Origin of the sequence: Aeromonas sp. R5-1 (assembly GCF_040908265.1) — a bacterium.
In the GTDB taxonomy this organism is placed as follows: domain Bacteria; phylum Pseudomonadota; class Gammaproteobacteria; order Enterobacterales; family Aeromonadaceae; genus Aeromonas; species Aeromonas caviae.
Genome location: NZ_JBFODJ010000130.1, coordinates 152,815 through 173,922, shown reverse-complemented (window position 1 = coordinate 173,922; position 21,108 = coordinate 152,815). Strand labels below are relative to the sequence as shown.

The 21,108-nt window shown below is 61.9% G+C and carries 19 protein-coding genes, 4 tRNA genes and 1 pseudogene; 16 read left to right on the top strand and 8 right to left on the bottom strand.

The window, feature by feature from the left end; all coding sequences use genetic code 11:
• Positions 1-159 precede the first annotated feature (159 nt).
• Complete coding sequence (gene hfq, locus AB5Y64_RS19675) at positions 160-519, top strand: RNA chaperone Hfq (RefSeq protein ID WP_039040603.1); 360 nt, start codon at positions 160-162, stop codon at positions 517-519.
• Between the two features lie 136 nt (positions 520-655).
• Here hfq and AB5Y64_RS19670 read toward each other — a convergent pair whose 3' ends face one another.
• The 3 genes from AB5Y64_RS19670 to dapA form a co-directional block, all read right to left on the bottom strand.
• Positions 656-1,246: an HAD family phosphatase gene (locus AB5Y64_RS19670; protein WP_039040604.1), complete on the bottom strand. Its 591-nt coding sequence runs from the start codon at positions 1,244-1,246 to the stop codon at positions 656-658.
• 182 nt (positions 1,247-1,428) lie between these two features.
• Positions 1,429-3,075, bottom strand: a complete 1,647-nt coding sequence (locus tag AB5Y64_RS19665) for a diguanylate cyclase (protein WP_039040605.1) — start codon at positions 3,073-3,075, stop codon at positions 1,429-1,431.
• A 95-nt stretch (positions 3,076-3,170) separates the two neighbouring features.
• Complete coding sequence (dapA, locus tag AB5Y64_RS19660) at positions 3,171-4,043, bottom strand: 4-hydroxy-tetrahydrodipicolinate synthase (RefSeq protein WP_039040606.1); 873 nt, start codon at positions 4,041-4,043, stop codon at positions 3,171-3,173.
• A 277-nt stretch (positions 4,044-4,320) separates the two neighbouring features.
• On the opposite strand from dapA, the gene rsmC reads away from it, so the two are divergent.
• From rsmC to AB5Y64_RS19620, 8 genes and pseudogenes are all read left to right on the top strand, one after another.
• Positions 4,321-5,349 carry a 16S rRNA (guanine(1207)-N(2))-methyltransferase RsmC gene (gene rsmC / locus AB5Y64_RS19655; protein WP_010675754.1) on the top strand — a complete coding sequence of 343 codons (1,029 nt, stop codon included), beginning with the start codon at positions 4,321-4,323 and terminating at the stop codon, positions 5,347-5,349.
• Between the two features lie 147 nt (positions 5,350-5,496).
• Positions 5,497-6,717: pseudogene (gene glgC, locus AB5Y64_RS19650) on the top strand (glucose-1-phosphate adenylyltransferase); the annotation flags it as partial.
• On the top strand, positions 6,707-8,167 hold the full coding sequence (gene glgA / locus AB5Y64_RS19645) for a glycogen synthase GlgA (protein WP_039040607.1): 1,461 nt from the start codon (positions 6,707-6,709) through the stop codon (positions 8,165-8,167). The pseudogene glgC and the gene glgA, both read left to right, overlap by 11 nt.
• A 116-nt stretch (positions 8,168-8,283) precedes the next feature.
• Positions 8,284-8,369: transfer RNA gene (locus AB5Y64_RS19640), tRNA-Leu, on the top strand.
• 55 nt (positions 8,370-8,424) lie between these two features.
• Positions 8,425-8,510, top strand: a tRNA-Leu gene (locus AB5Y64_RS19635).
• Positions 8,511-8,555: 45 nt separating this feature from the next.
• Positions 8,556-8,641: transfer RNA gene (locus tag AB5Y64_RS19630), tRNA-Leu, on the top strand.
• A gap of 71 nt (positions 8,642-8,712) precedes the next feature.
• Positions 8,713-8,798: transfer RNA gene (locus tag AB5Y64_RS19625), tRNA-Leu, on the top strand.
• Between the two features lie 100 nt (positions 8,799-8,898).
• A complete protein-coding gene (locus tag AB5Y64_RS19620) occupies positions 8,899-9,171 on the top strand; it encodes a late competence development ComFB family protein (RefSeq protein WP_029314828.1) in 273 nt (90 codons plus the stop codon).
• Here AB5Y64_RS19620 and AB5Y64_RS19615 read toward each other — a convergent pair.
• A complete protein-coding gene (locus tag AB5Y64_RS19615) occupies positions 9,168-9,377 on the bottom strand; it encodes a hypothetical protein (RefSeq protein WP_010675758.1) in 210 nt (69 codons plus the stop codon). The two genes, AB5Y64_RS19620 and AB5Y64_RS19615, sit on opposite strands and share 4 nt — an antisense overlap.
• A 299-nt stretch (positions 9,378-9,676) precedes the next feature.
• On the opposite strand from AB5Y64_RS19615, the gene nhaC reads away from it, so the two are divergent.
• The 7 genes from nhaC (at position 9,677) to AB5Y64_RS19580 (ending at position 17,791) form a co-directional block, all read left to right on the top strand.
• The gene (gene nhaC, locus AB5Y64_RS19610) at positions 9,677-11,086 is read left to right on the top strand and encodes a Na+/H+ antiporter NhaC (RefSeq protein WP_010675759.1); all 1,410 of its coding nucleotides are present in this window, start codon (positions 9,677-9,679) and stop codon (positions 11,084-11,086) included.
• Positions 11,087-11,191: 105 nt separating this feature from the next.
• Entirely contained in the window at positions 11,192-12,115 is a 924-nt protein-coding gene (locus tag AB5Y64_RS19605; RefSeq protein WP_039039700.1) for a LysR family transcriptional regulator, read from the top strand.
• A gap of 196 nt (positions 12,116-12,311) precedes the next feature.
• A complete protein-coding gene (locus AB5Y64_RS19600) occupies positions 12,312-13,457 on the top strand; it encodes an ABC transporter substrate-binding protein (protein WP_039039701.1) in 1,146 nt (381 codons plus the stop codon).
• Between the two features lie 72 nt (positions 13,458-13,529).
• Positions 13,530-14,543: an ABC transporter ATP-binding protein gene (locus AB5Y64_RS19595; RefSeq protein ID WP_010675762.1), complete on the top strand. Its 1,014-nt coding sequence runs from the start codon at positions 13,530-13,532 to the stop codon at positions 14,541-14,543.
• Positions 14,540-15,508, top strand: coding sequence for an ABC transporter permease (locus tag AB5Y64_RS19590; RefSeq protein WP_039039702.1), 969 nt, complete (start codon positions 14,540-14,542; stop codon positions 15,506-15,508). The genes AB5Y64_RS19595 and AB5Y64_RS19590 overlap by 4 nt, the downstream gene beginning before the upstream one ends.
• 7 nt (positions 15,509-15,515) lie before the next feature.
• On the top strand, positions 15,516-16,331 hold the full coding sequence (locus tag AB5Y64_RS19585) for an ABC transporter permease (RefSeq protein ID WP_039039703.1): 816 nt from the start codon (positions 15,516-15,518) through the stop codon (positions 16,329-16,331).
• Between the two features lie 29 nt (positions 16,332-16,360).
• On the top strand, positions 16,361-17,791 hold the full coding sequence (locus AB5Y64_RS19580; protein WP_039039704.1) for a gamma-aminobutyraldehyde dehydrogenase: 1,431 nt from the start codon (positions 16,361-16,363) through the stop codon (positions 17,789-17,791).
• A gap of 126 nt (positions 17,792-17,917) precedes the next feature.
• Here the strand turns inward: AB5Y64_RS19580 and cyoE are convergent, their stop codons facing one another.
• Genes cyoE through AB5Y64_RS19560 form a run of 4 tightly spaced genes read right to left on the bottom strand, consistent with a single transcriptional unit; the run spans position 17,918 to position 21,094 of the window.
• Entirely contained in the window at positions 17,918-18,823 is a 906-nt protein-coding gene (gene cyoE / locus AB5Y64_RS19575) for a heme o synthase (protein ID WP_039039705.1), read from the bottom strand.
• Complete coding sequence (locus AB5Y64_RS19570; RefSeq protein ID WP_039039706.1) at positions 18,820-19,830, bottom strand: heme A synthase; 1,011 nt, start codon at positions 19,828-19,830, stop codon at positions 18,820-18,822. The genes cyoE and AB5Y64_RS19570 overlap by 4 nt, the downstream gene beginning before the upstream one ends.
• Before the next feature lie 59 nt (positions 19,831-19,889).
• A complete protein-coding gene (locus AB5Y64_RS19565; RefSeq protein ID WP_039039707.1) occupies positions 19,890-20,372 on the bottom strand; it encodes a hypothetical protein in 483 nt (160 codons plus the stop codon).
• Positions 20,369-21,094, bottom strand: coding sequence for an SURF1 family protein (locus AB5Y64_RS19560; protein ID WP_234704013.1), 726 nt, complete (start codon positions 21,092-21,094; stop codon positions 20,369-20,371). The genes AB5Y64_RS19565 and AB5Y64_RS19560 overlap by 4 nt, the downstream gene beginning before the upstream one ends.
• Between the last annotated feature and the right edge of the window lie 14 nt (positions 21,095-21,108).

The following is a 21,108-nucleotide window of genomic DNA, read 5'->3' as shown; positions in this document are numbered from 1 at the left end:
AGGCCCGCCACGGGGCCAGAGCCGCCAATTATTGCAGCAGCGGCCCCTGCCGACCAGCCCTGTCGTTGTCCATCCTGCCCGGGTGTGAGAATGACTTTGACAAGGCAGTGCCCATTTAGCACAATCAAACGCCACTTTTTTTCCGCGGGACAATAATTTATGACAACTGAATCCCCAAGCTACTCCACTATCGAGCAGGCCTTCTCCCTCGGGAACGGGCAAGATTCTGCCCTCAACTGGTTGCGCAAAAACCGTAGCCAAGTCGCCATCTTCCTGGTGAGCGGCATCAAGCTGGAGGGGACCATCAGCGGTTTTGACCAGTACAGCGTGCTGTTGACCGATGCCCATGGCAATCAGCAACTGGTCTACAAGGCCAAGATTTCCACCATTGCCATGCACTCCGGCCGTCCTGCCGTCAGTATCCAGCGGGCCCGCAAGCCACGGGTTTCCATGGCGCCGCGCCCCCATGGCGCCCCCAGCCGTTATGACGACAACCAGGGTGGTGGCAGCGAGCAGTAAATCTCGCCACTGCCCATCCTGACGGTGTCGCTGCGTCAGCCAGTGACATCTGCTCCCCACTCTCATGTTTCGCCTGTCCCGTATGAGAGTGGGGCTTCTCTCCCGAGCCGGTTGTTGACCCGCTCGTCTTCGTTACTCAGTAGGTCAACCCGACCGGTTTTCCCTCTCTGACCATGCAGACCTGCATACCGGCCGCTTCACCGGCCTGTGCGCCTATGCCCGTGTCCTCGAACACCAGACATTGATCGGGCTCGACCCCCAGGCGTCGCGCCACCAGCAGGAAGGTGTCTGGATGGGGTTTGTGCAGCTCCACGTCGTCGGCGGTGACCACCACGGGGAAGTACCGATCCAGCCCTGTGTTGCGCAGCACCGCTTCGGCATTGATACGGGGGGAGCCTGTCCCGATGCCCATGGGGATCCGGCCGTGATAGCGTTCCACCAGATCCAGCATGGCCGGGAAGGGGGTGGCCTTGTGCAGGTTGGCGACATAGTGTTCGGTCTTGCAGCGTGTCACCACCAGGGGATCCAGCGCGATCTGCTGCACTTCGGCCACCAGCAGGGCTATCTTGCGGCTGGGCATGCCTCCCAGCTCATAAAACCAGTCGGCGTCGAACCGAAAGCCAAACTCGCTGGCGGTGTGCTCCCAGGCGGCCAGGTGCAAGGGCATGGAGTCCACCAGAGTGCCGTCGAGGTCGAAAACCAGGCCTTGAAATCCGGATAGGGTCATGGTGCAGGATCTGTCTGTGAAAAATGGGCCCCCATTCTAGCCAGAGCGCGGGCGCATCGCCATGCGCCAGATGGCGAGAAACGCTTGCCACCTCATTTATACAGAGCTGCGTGGATCTGAAAGCACACACGTATACAGATCAGCATGGATCTGATGCCGGGCAGGCAGCCCCCACGCAGGTGTCAGCGATAGGCCAGGGTACAGGCCCGCCCTTGGGATTTGGCGTGATAGAGTGCCTGATCCGCCTGCTCGGTCAGGGTTTGCCACTCCTTGTCCGATGACGGGACCAGATAGCTGAACCCGATGCTGACGGTGAGTGTCGCCGCCACCCGGGAGGCCGGATGGGGAATTTGCAAGGCGTCAAGGCCGTGGTGGATCTGCTCCGCCAGCCGCTCCGCCTCTCCCGGCTGCGGTGAACACAGCAGGATGACAAACTCCTCCCCCCCATAGCGGGCCACCAGGTTGGTACGCCGCCGCTCGGTGTCCTGCAGCAGTGCCGCCACCCGCTGCAGGCACTGATCCCCCTTGCCGTGGCCGAAGTGATCGTTGTAGGACTTGAACTCGTCCACATCGATCATCAGCACCGCCAGCACGCCCTGATGGCGGCGAGCCCGCTCCCACTCCCGTTCCATGGTGATGTCCCATTGGCGGCGGTTGGCGATGCCAGTCAGGGGATCTTCCAGAGACAGCAGAGAGAGGCGCCGGTTGGCCTCCTCCAGCGCCCGGTTGGTATCGGCCAGTTGCCGGGTCCGCTCCTGCACCCTCAGCTCCAGCTCCCGATTGAAGCGCTCAAGCTTCTCCTGGGTGCGCTGGCGGATCAGCAACTGGGAGAGCACGGCGGCATACTGCTTGAAGATCTCGCTCTGATACGTCTTGAGGGGGCGCCGCCAGAGCAGGTTGTCGGCGGCGATCCAGCCGATGGGGGTACTCCCGTCCCAGAGCGACACCATGGCGTTCCAGCCGCGACCCACCTCCTGCTTCTCGTAATAGAGAGGCGTGTCCTCCAGCACCAGGACATAGTCCTTGCGACGCAGCGCCTCCTGCACTGTGGGGTGATCCGGAATGGGGCTGATGAAATGGCGCTCGTCGATGAGCTCACCCGCCTCGTTGGTACCCCAGGTACCGTGCATGGTCTTGAATTCACTGTCAGTCAGGAAGATGGCGATGCGATCGAACTGCAACTCCTGGCGGGCCAGTGCCACCGCGTCGTGCAGCAGACGATCCTCGCTCTCGCAGCGGGAGAGCTTGACCCCCACCTGATGCAGCGCCTGCAGCATGCTGAGGAAGGAGTCCTGCAGGGCCTGGCTGCGCACGAGGTCTGCCTGGGTGTGGAGCCGCTGATCCCGCTCCAGATCCACCTGTCCCGCGAGTCGCCGACTCTCGAGCTCGGCGGCGAGATAATGCATGAGCAGCTGGATGCTCTGCTGTTGGCGTCTTGGCAGGCGATCGAGACGACGGCGGGTTTCCAGATAGACCACAGCCTCCAGCCCCTTGTGACGCTTGAGGGGGAAGCTGGCGCGCAGGCGCGGGATCTCGGGTTCGACGCTCTCCCGCTCCCAGATGGCTCGGGTCGGCGCGATGGGCTCCACCAGCAACTGGCCGAGCGCAAGGGAACGTTCGATGAAGAGGATGGGCAACTCGAGGGAAGAGAGGACGTCAGCGCTCAGGCAGAGCAGACCCTGTTCCGGGCGATAGTGATAGAGCTGGGGCGTCGGAGCACGCAGCCACAGATAGATCTGTTCAGCCTCTGTTTTTTCCCTGACCGCAGACAAGGTCACTTCACAGAGATGTTCAAAACTGGTGAAGTGCTCCGGATCCCATTCTTCCATGCCAAATCATCCTTGGTTGTATCCAAGCGAGTATATCGGCAAAGCCCGGCCATTAATTGACCGGGCAATCAAAAGCGAGATCCAGAGCCCAGTTTTTACAACAGATTCAATGCCTGCATGGCACTGCGGATGCGCTCGCGGGTGGCCTCGGAGAGCGGCATCACCGGCAGACGGCACTCTTCGCTGCACAGACCCAGCAGAGAGACCGCATACTTGGCCCCTGCGGGGCTCGGCTCGGCGAACATGGCCTGGTGCAGCGGAATGAGCTTGTCCTGCAATTCGCGGGCAGCTTGCCACTCACCGGCCAGCGCCAGGTTCTGCACCTCGGCCACCAGCTTGGGGGCCACGTTGGCCGTCACCGAGATGCAACCCTGGCCACCACCGATGTTGTAGGCCACGGCGGTGGCATCTTCACCGGAGAGCCAGGCAAACGGCTTCTTGATGAGCTGGCGTTCAACCCAGGGGCGGGCCAGATCACCGGTGGCATCCTTCACGCCGGCAATGCGCGGCAACTCGGCCAGACGGGCCAGGGTCGCCGGCTGCACGTCAACGATAGCGCGGGGCGGAATGTTGTAGACGATGATGGGTTTGGTGGTGGCGTCGTGCACCGCCTTGAAGTGGTGGTAGAGCCCTTCCTGATTGGGGCGGTTGTAGTAACCGGCCACATGCAGGGTGGCATCCGCCCCCATCTGCTCGGCATAGCGGGTGTATTCAATGGCTTCAACCGGGTTGTTGGAGCCTGCACCTGCGATCACGGGAATGCGCCCGGCCACCAGCTTGACCACCAGCTCCACCACGCGGCAATGCTCATCGTGGGTCAGGGTCGGGCTCTCCCCGGTCGTGCCGACCGGCACGATGCCATGGGTTCCCTGCTCTATGTGCCACTCCACCAGGCGAGCCAGTGCGGCCTCGTCCAGCTGGCCCTGTCGAAATGGGGTGATCAGGGCAACTATCGAACCTTGAAACATGGGATTTCCTTCTCCTAAACAGATGGATTGGTCAATAAAAAGCCCCGGTACGGGAGTCGCTACCGGGGCTTGAATCGTCTCAGGGATGAGAGGTTACGCGCGCACGCCAGCAGGCCCGATTGTCAGGCTATGTTTATGCTTTCGTTTCGATACGCATGACCGCATTGCATCATCTCTGGGTAAATAGGCGTCTGGGCATATTTCGGGAACACGGCATAAATGTCAAGGCGAAAGCGGCCATGTATAATGGCCGCCCAAAAATGCGTGGAGAGACCCAATGAGCCGTCCTGTCAGTGCCGTCAGTCAGATGCTGGAACGTAACCAAGCCCTCTTTGTCGGCAAGCGGCTGTTGGTGTGCGGTGCCCTGGAGGATGATTATCCTCGTCAACTGGCCGAGCTGGCACAAAGCCTGACCGTCTTCACCACGGATTACTGCTATTACCGCACCCAGCAGGCCGTTCTGGGAGATGCCATCCTGTTCGATCACCAGCTGGGTGGCGCCCCCCGATTCGATGCCCTGCTACTGCTGATGCCCAAGGCCAAGGCCGAGGCGCAATACCTGCTGGCCATGATGACGCCGCTGCTCGAAAGCGGGGCCGACCTGTTCCTCGCCGGCGAGAACCGGGGCGGCATCAACGGGGCAGACAAGCTGCTGGCACCTTATGGCGAGAAACCGATCAAGCGCGACTCTGCGCGCCGCTGCTCTCTCTACCACGGCACGCTCGACAAACCGGTCGTCCCCTTCGAGCTGGACGCCTGGTTCAGTCGCTATGAGTGCCAGGCGGGCGACACCACCCTGACCGTCATGGCCCTTCCCGGGGTCTTCAGTGCTGACGGCCTGGATCTCGGCACCCAGATGCTGCTGGCGAGCCTCCCCCCCGTAACGGGCAAGCTGCTCGACTTTGGCTGCGGCGCCGGCGTCATCGGTTCCGTGCTGGCCAAGCGCAACCCGGCCCTGGCCGTCACCATGGTGGATATCAATGCCCTGGCACTGGAGTCCAGCCGCCGAACCCTGGCGGTCAACGGTCTGAGCGGACGTGTTCATGCCTCCGATGTCTATTCCGACATTGCCGAAACATTCCAACAGATTGTCTCGAATCCCCCCTTCCATGCCGGGCTCAAGACCTTCTACGCCGCCACCGAAACCTTCCTGGCAAAGGCACCTGAGTACCTGACCGCAAATGGCGCCCTGACCATAGTCGCCAATGCCTTCCTGCGATACCAGCCTATACTGGATGCGCACTTCAAACAGACCGAGGTGATCGCGGGTGATGCCAAATTCAAGGTGTATCTGAGCAAAGCTTAAAGAAGTGCAACGGTTGTAATAAAACAAGTAGAGAGTGCCAGACGGGATCTGTTAAGGTACCAAGAAAACGTTTACCACCCCTTTAGGGGTGTTTTTTTCGCAGCGACATGAAAACCTTTTCAACATCATGATCTCAGGGAGAGAACGACGATGGCAGGCATACTCACCATGATACTGGCAGGCGGTGAAGGTACCCGACTGCAACCGCTGACCACCACCCGCAGCAAACCCTCCGTGCCCTTTGGCGGCAGTTACCGGTTGATCGACTTCGTGCTCAACAACTTCGTCAACGCCGACTTCCTGCGCATCTATGTACTCACCCAGTTCAAGTCCCAGTCCCTTTACCTGCACATGAAGAAGGGCTGGAACATCGTCGGCATCACGGATCGCTTCATCGACCCCATTCCGGCCCAGATGCGAATGGGCAAACGCTGGTATGACGGCACCGCAGACGCCATTTACCAGAACCTGCGCTTCATCGAGATCTCCGACCCCGAGCACGTCTGCATCTTCGGCTCCGATCACATCTACAAGATGGACGTGAGCCAGATGGTGAGCTTCCACAAGCAGAAAGCGGCCGCCCTGACCGTCGCTGCACTGCGCATGCCCATCGAGGAAGCAAGCGCCTTCGGGGTGATCGAGGTGGATCAGGAAGGGCGCATGATTGGCTTTGAAGAAAAGCCCCGTCACCCGAAACACATCCCCGGCGACCCCACCCAGGCCCTGGTCTCCATGGGCAACTACATCTTCGAGACCGAGGCCCTCTATCGGGAGCTCAAGCGGGATGCCGCCGAGGAGAACTCCAGTCACGATTTCGGCAAGGACATCATTCCCAGCCTGTTCCCCCGTGCCCCCGTCTATGTCTACGACTACAGCACCAACGTGATCCCGGGCGAGAAGCCCAACGTCTACTGGCGCGATGTGGGGACGCTCGACTCTTACTGGCAGGCACACATGGATCTGGTGGCCGACGATGCCCCCTTCTCTCTCTACAATCGCAAGTGGCCGCTGCACACCCATTACCCGCCCCTGCCCCCCGCCACCTTCATCGATACCGACGACTGCAAGGTCAAGATCGCCAACTCCCTGATCTCCGGTGGCTGCTTCATTCAGGGCAGCCAGATCCAGCGATCCATACTGGGATTTCGCTGCAACATAGGCCCCTGCAGCCACATCAGTGAATCCGTGCTGCTGGGGGATGTGAAAATCGGTGAAGGTTGCTCCATTCGCCGCGCCATCATCGACAAAAACGTTGAAATTGCACCCGGCACCGTGATCGGTGAGAATCTGGACCATGACAGAGAGCGGTTTACCGTATCCGAAGGCGGTATCGTCGTGGTACCTAAGGGAGCAAGAGTTGGCTATTAACCCACTGAAAATCCTGTTTGTAGCCTCGGAGGTTGAGGGGCTAGTGAAGACCGGGGGCCTGGCGGATGTGGCCAAGGCCCTGCCGCAGCATCTCGCCCGTCAGGGGCACGATGTGCGCATCATTATGCCCTTCTACAAGACCATCAAGCGCCGGGACGAGGCCACCCTCCTCGCCTCGCGCTGGCTCCCCACCCCCCAGGATCGCAGTGATATCAGCTATCGCATCCATCAGCTGGAACTGGACGGGATCTGCGTCTATCTGCTCGATTGCCCGCACTATTTCGACCGCCCCCAGCTCTATGCCGAGAACAACCAGGCCTATCCCGACAACGGTGAACGCTTTGCCTTTCTGGCCGCGGCGGCCCTGCATGCGTGCGAACAGCTGGGTTTCGCTCCCGACATCGCCCACTGCAACGACTGGCACACCGGTCTGCTGCCGCTGCTGCTGAAAACCCGTCATGCCCACAACCCCTTCTTCCAGCGCACCCGGTCGGTCATCAGCATTCACAACGCGGCCTTTCAGGGCGTGTTCGATCGCCAGCAGTTCTGGGCCGTGCCGGAAATCCACGACTACGAGCAGCGCATCAACTACGACTATGGTCACATCAATCTGCTCAAGTGCGGTGTGCTCTACGCAGACAAGATCAATGCAGTCAGCCCCAACTACGCCAGCGAGCTGCTGACACACCTGGGCGCTCACGGCATGGCCAGCGTATTCCAGCAGCGGGCAGCTGACCTGCGTGGCATCCTCAACGGCTGTGACTATCAGGACTGGGATCCCGCCTTCGATCCCCTGTTGCCCGCCACCTATGATGCCGACAACCTGGATGGCAAACACACCTGCAAGCGCATCCTGCAGCAGGAGACGGGGCTCCCCGTCGGCAACCTCCCCATCTATGGCATGGTGTGTCGACTGACCGAGCAGAAAGGAGTACACCTGCTCATCCCGGCGCTGGACAAGTTCTTGCAGCATCAGGTCCAGGTAGTGATCGTGGGCTCCGGTGATCCCTCTCTCGCCGCCCAGTTGCAAAGCATTGCCCAGCAGCATCCCGACAAGTTTGCCTTCATCAATGCCTATGACGACCGTCTGGCCCACCTGGTGGAGGCTGGCGCCGACTTCTTCCTGATGCCTTCTCTGTTCGAGCCATGCGGGCTCAACCAGATGTACAGTCTGGCCTATGGCACCCTGCCCCTGGTGAGGGCTGTCGGCGGATTGAAAGATACCGTCGTGGACTGGGATGCCGACCCGACGCACGCGACCGGTTTCTGCTTCAACGATCCCACTGCCAGCACCTTGCTCGATGCCATGCGCCGCAGCCTGCTCCATTATCTGCAGGAGCCGGCACGTTTTGCCCGTGTGCAGCACCACGCCATGAACACCCGCTTCGACTGGGCAGACTCCGTCATCCTGTACGAACAGATGTATCAGGATGCGCTGGCCACCGTCTGACGCCGATTGCTGAAGTTTTGTGCCCTTGGCACGCCTTTATCCGTCAACAGCGAAAAAAGTCCCCTTTGGCTGTTGACGCCCCCCCAAAACTCTATAGAATCCCCCACCGCAGTGATGCGAAGGTGGCGGAATTGGTAGACGCGCTAGCTTCAGGTGTTAGTGTCCCACGGATGTGAGGGTTCGAGTCCCTCTCTTCGCACCATACTGCAACATGCTCTTATCAGACGGCATGTAAATTCAGACTGATAACCCGATGTGCGAAGGTGGCGGAATTGGTAGACGCGCTAGCTTCAGGTGTTAGTGCCCCCCGGGTGTGAGGGTTCGAGTCCCTCTCTTCGCACCATGCTTTTATCAGACAGCATGTAAATCCAGACTGATAACCCGATGTGCGAAGGTGGCGGAATTGGTAGACGCGCTAGCTTCAGGTGTTAGTGCCCCCCGGGTGTGAGGGTTCGAGTCCCTCTCTTCGCACCATGCTTCTGGCATGTAAAACACAGAAAATGCGCTCCAACCGCATTTAAAAACCAGCTGGAGAAAATCAGTGTGCGAAGGTGGCGGAATTGGTAGACGCGCTAGCTTCAGGTGTTAGTGTCCCACGGATGTGAGGGTTCGAGTCCCTCTCTTCGCACCATCATTCTGCAAAGGCCCGTTACGAGAGTAACGGGCCTTTTGTGTTTTCATGCCCCATGGCTATGCTGTTGAAGATGCTGCGCCACCACGGGGGTTTTCCCATGATCCTGGATACCGATATTCACAACTTCTATGAGCATCTGGTGCTCAAGGAGATAGAAAAACAGGGGTTGGCTCGAACATTGACCCCCTATCAGCTGGCAGACCTCTGCTGCCTGACACTCAACCAGCTTCCTTCCCACTACATCCGTCACGATGTCGACATGATCTACTTCACGACAGACGCCGAACGCAGCGAGATGGAGAAGAAGGTCATCGCCTCCCTGCGCCAGGCCTACGACAAGATCCAGGCCGTCCCCACTCGCCAGGCTTAATGCCAGCCCTGCTGCCAGAGCAGAGTGACGACCCCTGTCATTCCCGCAACCGGCAGCAGGATCAACACCGGTCTCAGCCTGGGTTCCAGCATGACCCAGGCAGCCAGCAAGAATCCCAGGCTCCAGAACCCGTATTCCTTCTCCTGACCCCAGACCAGCACCGCCAGAAGGGCGGCCAAGAGCAGAGCGCGTGCTATCCAGTTCATTGGCATTGGTCCGAAAAAGATTAATGATAACTATTATCATCCTTGGTGTTGTCATCTGCAATCGAACTTACCTATGGATCTCCGGCTATCAAACGGTGTCGATTGAACAGTGAAAAATGCCGATCAGATCAACTATTTTGTGGGATTTTAAAATTTTAAAGCTGTTTTGCCGAATGAGCAGGGATTTTACACCTCCGCTTTATGGTAGATTGCGCCCTCTTTTGGTAAGCCTCTCGGGATCGACGCATCCGCAGGACGAGAGGGGCTGACCTTGGCGAGCAAGAGTTTAGGGAGCGTCTATGCAAAACCAACAACACCACATCCGATTGCCGGGCATGTCGCAAGTATTTGCCTGCCTGGCCATTTTCCTGGCCCTGGCCTTCTCCTTCACCAGCGTGCTGGATCTGCCAATCCAGCTGGCACTGTTCATCGCCTGGTTCGTCATCATGGGACTCGGCATCAAGCTCGGCCACGATTACAAATCCCTGGAGCAGGCGGCAGTCGACGGCGTCGCCAAGGGGATGGGGGCCATCCTGATACTGATCTCCGTCGGTGCCCTGGTGGGCACCTGGATTGCCGGCGGCATCGTCCCCAGCATCATCTACTTCGGCCTCAAGGTGATACACCCCTCCATCTTCCTGCTGGCGACCCTGATCATCTGCTCTCTCACCTCGCTGGCCACCGGCACCTCCTGGGGCTCGGCGGCCACCGCCGGCATCGCCATGATGGGCATAGGCCACAGCCTGGGGGTACCCGCGCCGCTGGTAGCCGGTGCCGTGCTCTCCGGAGTCTACTTCGGTGACAAGCTCTCCCCGCTCTCCGACTCCGTGGTGCTGGCCTCTACCATGTCCAACGTCGACGTGATGGAACACATCAAGGGGATGCTGCCCATCAGTCTGTTCTCCTACGTCATCACCGCCGCCCTGTTCACCGTGGTCGGCATGCAGTACTCCGGCAACGTCAGCCTGGAGCAGGTCAATCTGGTGATGGACGCCCTCGACAAGCAGTTCAACATCACCCCCATGGCCATAGTGCCCGTGGTGCTGGTGCTGGGCCTGTTGGCCAACCGCAAGCCCGCCTTCCCGGTGATAAGCTTCGGCGCCTTGCTGGGTCTTGTCTGGGCCATCGTCTTCCAGGACATGGATCCGGTGAAGGCAATGCACTCCGCCTACAGCCCGTTTGCCATCACCTCCGGCGTCGACTTCATCGACAACATCCTGGGCCGCGGCGGTATGGAGTCCATGCTGGGTTCCGTGGCCGTCATCATCTTCGGCTTGGGCTTCGGCGGTCTGCTGGAGAAGGTCGGCATCCTGGAAGTGATCGCCAGCGCCTTCGAGAAGCGCATCAACAGCGCCGGCAGCCTGACCAGCCACACCATCGGCACCGCCTTCCTGGCCAACGTGTTCGGTTCCGCCATGTATGTGTCCCTGATCCTGACCCCCAAGATCATGGCCAAGAACTACGACAGACTGGGGCTTGCGCGCAAGAACCTCTCCCGCAACGCCGAGTTTGGCGGCACCCTCACCTGCGGCATGGTGCCCTGGAGCGACAACGGCATCTTCATGGCTGGTGTCCTCGGGGTGGCGACCCTCGACTACCTGCCCTACATGTGGCTCAGCTTCACCTGCATCATAGTGACCATCACCCTCGCCTATCTGGGCAAGGGAGTGAACCGTGTACCGGTCACAGAGGCAGTGACAGCCCGCTAATTTCCGTAAAAACAACGACAAAGGCGCCATCACGGCGCCTTTTGTCTGGGCGCGATTCGAGGTTAAGCTGGCACTCACCTTGATCGCACGTGGCAGGACGCCCAGATGAACTTCACCTTTCGCCAGATCCGCTATTTCGTGGCGGTAGCCGACAGCTTCTCGGTCAGCCGCGCAGCCGCCGAGCTGCACATCTCCCAGTCGGCGGTCACCAGCGCCATCCGCGAGCTGGAGACCGAGCTCGGCGCCGCCCTGTTCGAGCGCAATCCGCGCGGGGTCAGCCTCACCACCCAGGGCCACCAGTTTCTGCTGCACGCCCGTCGCATCCTCGGCGCCATGACCGAAGCCAGCCACTCTCTCAAAGCGGTAGCCCAGCAGGATCAGGGGCGGCTCACTATCGGCGTAACGACCCTGGTGGCAGGCTACTATCTGTCGGAGGCCCTCGGCCGCTTTCGCCGCGCCTTCCCGGCGGTGCAGATCGAGGTGAAGGAGGATGAGCAGCCCTATCTCGAGCACCAGATCGTCAACGGTGAGGTGGATGTGGGGATCCTGATGACCAACCGCACCATCCGCCAGGAGGCGTTCGATGCCGAGCTGCTGACCCGCTCGCCGCTGCGGGTCTGGCTCGCCGCCAACCACCCCCTCTGCGCCGAGTCGACCCTCTCCCTCAAGGCGCTCGGCGAGGAGCCCATGATCTCGCTGACCGCCGACCAGCTGGACCAGATCATCGGCGGCGGCCTACGCCGCTACGGTATCGCGCCGCGCATCGTGCTGCGTACCGCCTCGGTGGAAGCGGTGCGCAGCCTGGTGGCGAGCCAGCTCGGGCTCGCCCTGCTGCCGGACTTTGCCTACCGCCCCTGGTCGCTGGAGCAGGAGCGGGTCGAGGCCCGCGCCATCAAGGAGCCCATCCCCGCCATCGACATCGGTCTGGTGTGGCGGCGCGGCTCGCGCCTTGACTGGGCCGCACGCGAGTTCATCGACATCGCCAGAGATCAGAGCCGGCTACGGGCCCGCCAGCACCTCCCCCGCTAGGACTGAGCCTGAACAGCCGTGACTCCGGCAAAAAAATCAGATTCATCCGCACTCGATATCGATTTTACAGATACCCAAGCCGTTAAAAATTGAAATTCTCATTGCTCCCGGCTTCTCCTACGCTCATGACTGGTTAACAGGATGTTAATGCCTACTGTGGCGCCGCCACGGTTGCCAATCATGCAAGGAGAGCAAGATGAAATTGACCCCTCTGACCCTGGCCCTGATCCCGGCGCTGCTGGCAAGCCAGGTCCAGGCTGCCCCCACCACTCTCGGCAAGGGTGAAGGCCAGCTCAACATCGTGGCCTGGGCCGGCTACGTGGAGCGCGGCGAGACCGACAAGAACTACGACTGGGTCACCGGCTTCGAGAAAGAGACCGGCTGCAAGGTCAACGTCAAGACGGCCGCCACCTCGGACGAGATGGTGGCGCTGATGAACGAGGGGGGCTTCGATCTGGTGACCGCCTCCGGCGACGCCAGCCTGCGCCTCATCGCCGGCGGCAAGGTGCAGGCACTGAACCTGGCGCTCATCCCGAGCTACGGCAAGATAGACCCCCGCCTGCAGAATGCCCCCTGGCACACGGTGGACGGCAAGCACTATGGCGTGCCCTACCAGTGGGGCGGCAACATCTTGATGTACAACACCAAGGTGTTCCCCAAGGCGCCCGACTCCTGGAACGTGGTGTTCGAGGAGCAGACCCTGCCGGACGGCAAGTCCAACAAGGGTCGGGTGCAGGCATTTGACGGCCCGATCCACATCGCCGATGCCGCCCTCTATCTGATGAGCCATCAGCCGGCGCTCGGCATCAAGGATCCCTACGAGCTGAACGAGGATCAGTACAAGGCCGCCCTCGACCTCCTGCGCCAGCAGCGCAAGCTGGTGGGACGCTACTGGCACGACGCCTTCGTCCAGATCGATGACTTCAAGAACGAGGGGGTGGTGGCCTCCGGCTCCTGGCCGTTCCAGGCCAATACCCTGATCGCCGACAAGCAGCCCATCGCCACTACCGTGCCCAAGGAAGGGGTCACCGGCTGGGCCGACACCAGCATGGTGCACAGCGAGGCCAAGAACCTCACCTGTGCCTACAAATGGCTGGAGCACTCCCTCAACAACAAGCTGCAGGGGGATCTCGCCTCCTGGTTCGGCTCCGTGCCGGTGGTGCCGGCCGCCTGCGAAGGCAATGCCCTGCTCGGAAAAGAGGGGTGCAAGACCAACGGCATCGACAACTTCGATCGGGTTCACTTCTGGCGTACCCCTGTCTCCCAGTGCAAGAGCCAGGGAACCTGCGTGCCCTACTACCGCTGGGTCTCGGACTATATCGCCATCCTGGGTGGTCGCTGAGGTGCCTCAGTAAATGCCGATATGGGGCCGGACAGGAGTCCGGCCCGCTTCCCACACAGACAAGGACGCCCCATGAATGCCGTACAATTTGACCGGGTCAGCCGCCACTATGGCGAGGTGAAGGCGGTCGACGACATCTCCTTCCAGATCCCGTCCGGAGAATTTTTCACCCTGCTGGGGCCGAGCGGTTCCGGCAAGACCACCTGCCTGCGGATGATCGCGGGCTTCGAATACCCGAGCGAGGGGGAGATCCGGCTGTTCGGCGAGCCCTGCTCCACCGTGCCCCCCTACGATCGCAACCTCAATACCGTGTTTCAGGACTACGCCCTGTTTCCCAACATGGATGTGCGCGACAACATCGGCTATGGCCTGATGCTCAAGGGCGTCGCCAAGGCGGAGCGTTACCGCAAGGTGGACGAGATGCTGGAGCTGGTGCGTCTGCCCGGCGTCGGCAACCGCAAGCCGGGCCAGCTCTCCGGCGGCCAGCGCCAACGCATCGCCATCGCCCGGGCACTGATCAACCAGCCGCGCATCCTGCTGCTGGACGAACCGCTCGGGGCGCTCGACCTCAAGCTGCGCGAGCAGATGCAGCTCGAACTGAAAGCCTTGCAGCGCCAGCTCGGCATCACCTTCATCTTCGTCACCCACGATCAGCAGGAGGCGCTCTCCATGAGCGACCGGATCTGCATCTTCAATCAGGGCAAGATCGAGCAGATAGCCGCACCGGATACCATCTACGACGCCCCCGCCACCCCCTTCGTCGCCCGCTTCGTCGGCACCGTCAACCTGTTCGAGGGGGAGCAGGCCCGCCGGCTGTGCGGCGATGCTCAGCAGATGATGGTCCGCCCTGAGCGGATCCGGCTCGCCGAGGCCGGCACACCGGGCTGGTCAGGGGAGGTGCGCGAAGTGGAGTACCTCGGTCCCTTCGTACGCTACCGGGTCGATCTCGGCGAGCAGCTCGAGCTTATCGTCAACCACCCCAACGAGGGCCAGGCCCGCCTGCCCCGTGGCGCCCGAGTCAGCCTCAGCTGGCCGGAGCAGGCGATCCATCGCCTGCACACCGCCCCTCAGGGAGCTCAACCATGAGCGCCCCCCACAGTGCGAGCCTTGCCATGAGCCAACCCACTGCCCCCCTCTCCTATCGGCCGCTGCGGCGCCTCTCCACCCTGCTCTACGGGCGGCCGGGTCTGCTGTTGGCCATCCTGCTCGGGCCGCCCCTGCTGTGGCTCGGCATCATCTATGTCGGCTCCCTGCTGATGCTGCTCTCCAACGCCTTCTTCGGGCTGGACGAGTTCAGCGGCCAGATCCGCCACGAACTGGGCCTACAGAACTTCGTCGCCCTGCTGCGGGCGGAGAACCTGGACGTGATCCTGCGCACCGTCGGCATGTCGCTGCTGGTGACCCTGGCCTGCGCCCTGCTCGGCTTTCCGGTGGCCTACTATATGGCGCGCTACACCAGCGGCAAGACCCGGGCCCTGTTCTACGTCGGCATCATGCTGCCGCTCTGGTCCAGCTATCTGGTACGCGTCTACGCCTGGAAGCTGATCCTGGCCAAGGAGGGGGTCATCAGCTGGCTGGCAGATACTCTGGGAGTGGACTGGCTGCTGGACGCCATCCTCTCGCTGCCGGTGATAGGTGGCCCGTCGCTGTCGTTCTCGCGCATCGGCACCTTCATCGTGTTCGTCTACGTCTGGCTGCCCTTCATGATCCTGCCCATCCAGGCGGCGGTGGAGCGGATCCCGCGCTCTTTGCTGGAGGCGAGCGGCGATCTCGGCGCCACCCCGGCCCAGACCTTTCGCACCCTGATCCTGCCGCTGGCCCTGCCCGGCGTGGTGGCGGGCTCCATCTTCACCTTCTCCCTGACGCTGGGGGACTACATCATCCCCGGCATCATAGGCAACTCCACCATGTACATAGGTCAGGTGGTCTACATGCAGCAGGGCACGGCGGGCAACCTGCCCTTCGCCGCCGCCTTCTCGCTGGTGCCGATCCTCATCATCGCCATCTACCTCACCATCGCGAAACGCTTGGGGGCTTTCGATGCGCTCTAATACCTCCATGAAACGGGACCATGGCAACCAGCCTTCCGGCCTGCTCAAGTACGCGGCCATCGGCGGCCTCCTGTTCCTGCACTTTCCGATCCTGTTCATCTTCCTCTACGCCTTCACCAGCGAGAGCAAGAGCTACCAGTTCCCGCCCCCCGGGCTCACCCTCAAGTGGTTCGAGGTGACCCTCAACCGCCCAGACGTGTGGCGCGCCATCCAGCTGTCGCTGGAGGTGGCCGGGCTCGCCACCCTGGTGGCCATGGTGCTCGGCACCCTGGCGGCGGGAGCCATCGCCCGCAGCCGCTTCTTCGGCCAGGAGGTGGTGTCACTCTTGCTGGTGCTGCCCATCGCCCTGCCCGGCATCGTCACCGGCATCGCGCTGCGCTCAGCCTACGGGGTGATGGAGATCCCCTTCAGCTTCTGGACCATCGTCATCGGTCACGCCACCTTCTGCGTGGTGGTAGTCTACAACAATGCCCTGGCGCGCTTTCGCCGCACCAACCAGAGCCTCATCGAGGCATCGATGGATCTCGGCGCCGACGGCTTCCAGACTCTGCGCTACGTGATCCTGCCCAACCTCGCCACCGCGCTGCTGGCGGGGGGCATGCTGGCGTTTGCGCTGAGCTTTGACGAGGTGATCGTCACCACCTTCACCGCCGGCCAGCAGACCACGCTGCCGATCTGGATGTATCAGGAGCTGATCCGGCCACGGGACAGGCCGGTCACCAACGTGGTGGCGCTCATCATAGTGGCCTTCACCACCATTCCTATTCTGCTTGCCTACTACCTCACCCGCGACGGCCAGGACGTCACCGGCAGTGGCAAATAACGACTCAACGCGTGCGCAAGGATGCAACCATGAAACTCTCTACCCAACTCTTGATCGACGGTCAGTTCGTCACCGGTGACGGCCAGGCCGAGCCCATCCTCAACCCGGCCACCGGCGAGCTGATCGCCTCGGTGCCCGAAGCCTCGTTCGAGCAGGTGAACCGGGCGGTGAACGGCGCCCAACGCGCCTTCGCCCAGTGGAGCCGCACCACGCCAGCCCAGCGCAGTACCCTGCTGCTGCGCCTGGCCGATGCCATCGAGCGCCACGCCGAGGAGTTTGCGGCGCTCGAATCCCTCAACTGCGGCAAGCCCTATCTGGCGGTGCTCAATGACGAGCTGCCCGCGGTAGTGGACTGCTTCCGCTTCTTCGCCGGCGCCGCCCGCTGCCTGCAGGGGCCGCTGGCGGGGGAGTACATCGAGGGGCACACCAGCATGATCCGCCGCGACCCCATCGGTGTGGTGGGCAGTATCGCCCCCTGGAACTATCCGCTGATGATGGCGGCTTGGAAGATGGCCCCCGTGCTCGCCGCCGGCAATACGGTGGTGCTAAAACCCTCCGAGCAGACCCCGCTCACCGCCCTGCGCCTGGCGGAGCTCGCCAGCGAGCTCTTCCCGCGCGGCGTCATCAACATCGTCTGCGGCCGGGGCGAGAGCGTGGGGGCACCGCTGGTGGAGCACCCGCTGGTACGCATGGTGTCCCTCACCGGTGACATCGCCACCGGCCAGAAGATCCTGCAGAGCGCCGCCCGCACCATGAAGCGCACCCACCTGGAGCTGGGGGGCAAGGCGCCGGTCATCATCTTCGACGATGCGGATCTGGAGGCCGTGGTGGCCGGTATTCGTACCTTCGGCTTCTACAACGCCGGCCAGGATTGTACCGCCGCCTGCCGCATCTACGCCCAGGGCAAAATTTATGACAAGTTCGTCGCCGCCATGACGGATGCGGTCGCCTCCATCAAGGTGGGCGGTCCGCACGAGGAGGGGGTGGAGATGGGGCCGCTCATTTCGGATCGGCAGCGCAACCGGGTGGCCAGCTTCGTGGAACGGGCCCAGAGCAGCGGTCACGTGGAGGTGACGGCGGGGGGCAAGATCCGCCCCGGCAACGGCTTCTTCTTCGAGCCGACCCTGATCGCCCACGCCCGTCAGGAGGATGAAATCGTGCGCCGAGAGGTGTTCGGCCCCGTGGTGTCGGTGACCCGCTTCACCGACGCCGAACAGGTGGTGCAGTGGGCCAACGACTCGGATTACGGCCTCGCCAGCTCGGTCTGGACCCGGGATCTCGGCCTTGCCAGCAAGGTGGCCAGCCACCTGCAGTACGGCTGCACCTGGATCAACACCCACTTCATGCTCACCTCCGAGATGCCCCACGGCGGCATGAAGATGTCCGGTTACGGCAAGGATCTCTCCCTCTACGCGCTGGAGGACTACACGGTGCCGCGCCATATCATGGTCAAGCTCTAGGCTCCACTCCGTCCCCCTGAAAACAAGATGGCCCCTTGGGGCCATCTTGTTTTGCATCAGGTCTGTGCATCCCTGCTGTGCACCGACGCAGCGTCACCATTCACCCGACCTCGACCCGCATCAACGTCATGACAACCGCCACAACCAGTGGTGATCCAGAATCAGCAGACCAAACAGCAGCATCAGGTGATAGATGGAGAAACGGAAGGTGCGCATCGCCTGGCCGGGGCGCTCCTCATATTTCAACAACCAGCCATGCCAGCAGAATCCAAGGTTCAACCCAAGGCTGCCGACCAGGTAGACAAGCCCCGACATACCGATCAGATAGGGCAGCAGGCAGACGAGCGTCAGGATCAGCAGATAGAGCAGGATGGCTGTCTTGGTGAAATCGGTGCCGTGGGTGACGGGCAGCATGGGAATGTCGGCACCGGCATAGTCATCGCGCCGGTGGATGGCCAAAGACCAGAAATGGGGCGGCGTCCAGGTAAAGATGATCATCACCAGCAGCCAGGGCTCGGCCGAAAGCTGCCCCGTGATGCTGGTCCAGCCCAAGAGCGGTGGCATGGCTCCCGCCAATCCGCCGATGACGATATTCTGCGGCGTGGCCCGCTTCAGCAGCAGGGTATAGACGACCGCATAGCCGAACAGGCTGGCCAAAGTCAGCCAGGCAGTCAGGGGATTCACGCCCCAATGAAGCAGAACAAACCCCGACAGTGCCAGACAGATCGCAAAACTCATCGCCTGCCCCGGCGTGATCCGTCCCATGGCGACCGGGCGCCAGCGCGTTCTGCGCATCCGGGCATCGATGCCGCTATCCAGAGAATGGTTCATGGCCGCCGCCCCGGCAGCGAGCAGTCCAATCCCCGCCAGGCCCAGTATCATCTCGTCCAGAGAGGCGCGTGTCGGCTCGGCCAGCAGCATGCCCACCCAGGCGGTCAGGAGCAGCAGGGCGACCACCTTTGGTTTGGTCAACTGACAATAATCGTGCACCCGGCGGAGGGCGAAGCGCTGTACCCGCCCTCTCCCATTCATGTCCGGCTCCTGACCATCCCAGGGGATGGCAAGGGGTCGTGATGATGCAAAGAGAGGCTCCCGCGCGCCAGCACACAACAGGCCAGCAGGTGGGCGGCCACCAGATTGTGTGCAAGGGCGTTGGCCAGCGGCAGGGCCAGATGGACGTTCGCCAATCCCAAGGCAATCTGCACGGTCAGCAGACCCAGCAACAACCAGCCAAACCCTCTCAAGGGGGGCCGCTGGCAGAGCAGCGCGAGGGCGAAAGCACCCACCAGCAAGGCCGTGGTCAGCGCTCCCAGGCGATGGGCGATGTGAATGGTCTGGCGCGCCTCCTTGTCCAGCACGCCGAACTCATAACTGGCGTGACCCAGGGGGAGATGAAAGGCTTGCGCCCAATTCAGCTCTGCCTGCCAGTTGCCCTGGCACAAGGGAAACTCCACACACGCCATGGCCGCATAGTTCGCCGACGTCCAGCCCCCCAGCGCGATCTGCAGCAGCAGCACGCCGCAGGCCATGCTGCCAAGCCAGGACACACCCTGGTGTACGGGCGGGGATACAGTGAAGCCTGCCAATTCGGCCCGATAGAGCCAAAGCACGGTCAGGATGGCGAAGCCGCCCAGCAGATGAGTGGTCACCACCAGAGGATGCAGGGCCAGGGTCACCGTCCACATACCCAGCGCCGCCTGACCTGCAACCAGCACCAGCAAGATGAGCGAGAGGTGACGCAGTCGGCCACCTGTACGCCAGCCCAAGCCGGATAGGAGCACAATCACGCCTCCCAGCACCCCGGCGCAGTAGCGATGCACCATCTCGCTGCGCGCTTTGTGAGGAACAAGCGGGCTGGCCGGATAACGTTGTGCCGCCAGTTCCGCATGCTCAGCGCGGGGAATGGCCAGGGAACCATAGCAACCTGGCCAATCGGGGCAAGCCAGCCCGGCATCCGTCAACCGGGTATAAGCACCGAGCGCGATGACCAGTACTGCCAGCGCAATGGCCACGGAGGCCAGCCTCTTGTGCATCTTCATATGCCGCCTCGTTGACCGTGCAGTAACCAGAAGATGCGAGTTCCATGCCGACGGCATCGTCACTGCACCCCACGCTGATATTTGAGCAGTTGCTGCAGATCCGACAGTACCGCCTTGCCAAGCAACGGCCAGGTCGTCGTGCTGCCGGGTACCTCGTAACGCAAGATGGCCAGCCCGCGGGCGTCCACCAGCAGTATATCCCCCTCCCTCATTTCAGTGTTTGCCTCGTGAGGTGGTGTCAACTGGACCAGCTCCAGCTTGTCCAGATTACGGCCAAGTGCGGCCTGGATACGTGCCATCAGCGCGGGGACCTGCCGGCATTGGCCCTCGCAGCGAGGGGCCACCAGATAGACCAGTCGCCATTGGTGCTGATGGGCAGGAAGCGGTTGCAACAGGTAGATCTCCTGGTGCAGCCAGTGCCCCTTGCTGCGCGTGCCGGGTTCATACCAGCCCTGATGAAGCGTCAGAGCCGCCAGCACCACAGGCAGCAGGATCACCGCGGCAAAGAGCGCGGGCACCCGCCAGCGTCGCCATCCGCTCATGGGGAGCACCTCCTTGTCAGCATGACCCCCCCTGACAGAACCACCAGCGCCAAGCCGAGCCATTGCACCGCATAGGCCCGGTGTTTTTCGGGCGGCATGACATTGTGCTGGTAGTGATAGAGGAATGGGGTTCGTCTTTGATACAACACGGCGTCTGCAAGCGGGGCTCCGATTGCCTGTCGCAGGGTCTCGACCCTGATGGATTGCAGCCGGTTCGGGTAGGGGCCTGGTTCTATGTTCTGTCCCAACAGGAAGCCGCCGGGAGCCATGCGCAGAACACCTTCAAGGGTCATTGCGGCGGGAATGGCGGGATTGGGCAATTGCGACCTGTCGGATGGCGCGGGCACCCATCCCAGGTTGACCAGCAACTGTGAGGATCCCCCCTCTGTGCGTACCGGGATGAGCACGTCATAGCCAACCTCCCCGTTGACGATCTGGTTGTCCAGCAACCAGACATAAGGGCTGATCCACTCGGCTTTCCCTTGCAGAGGCTGGCCATCCAGTGACTCCGGGTGTTGCCAGTCGATCTGGGCCAATGTCCTTGGCCCGGCCTGCTGCATCTTTGCCATCTGCGCCAGCCAGGCCGTTTTTTCCATTCCGCGCTGCCACTGCCAGAACGCCAGCTTGCACAAACCGGCCGTCACCACCAGAGTGAACAACAAGACGAACCAGCGTCTGTGATGCCATGGTCGTCGCTTGTCTCGTGCAGCCGAATCGCGCATATCGAGGAGGATCC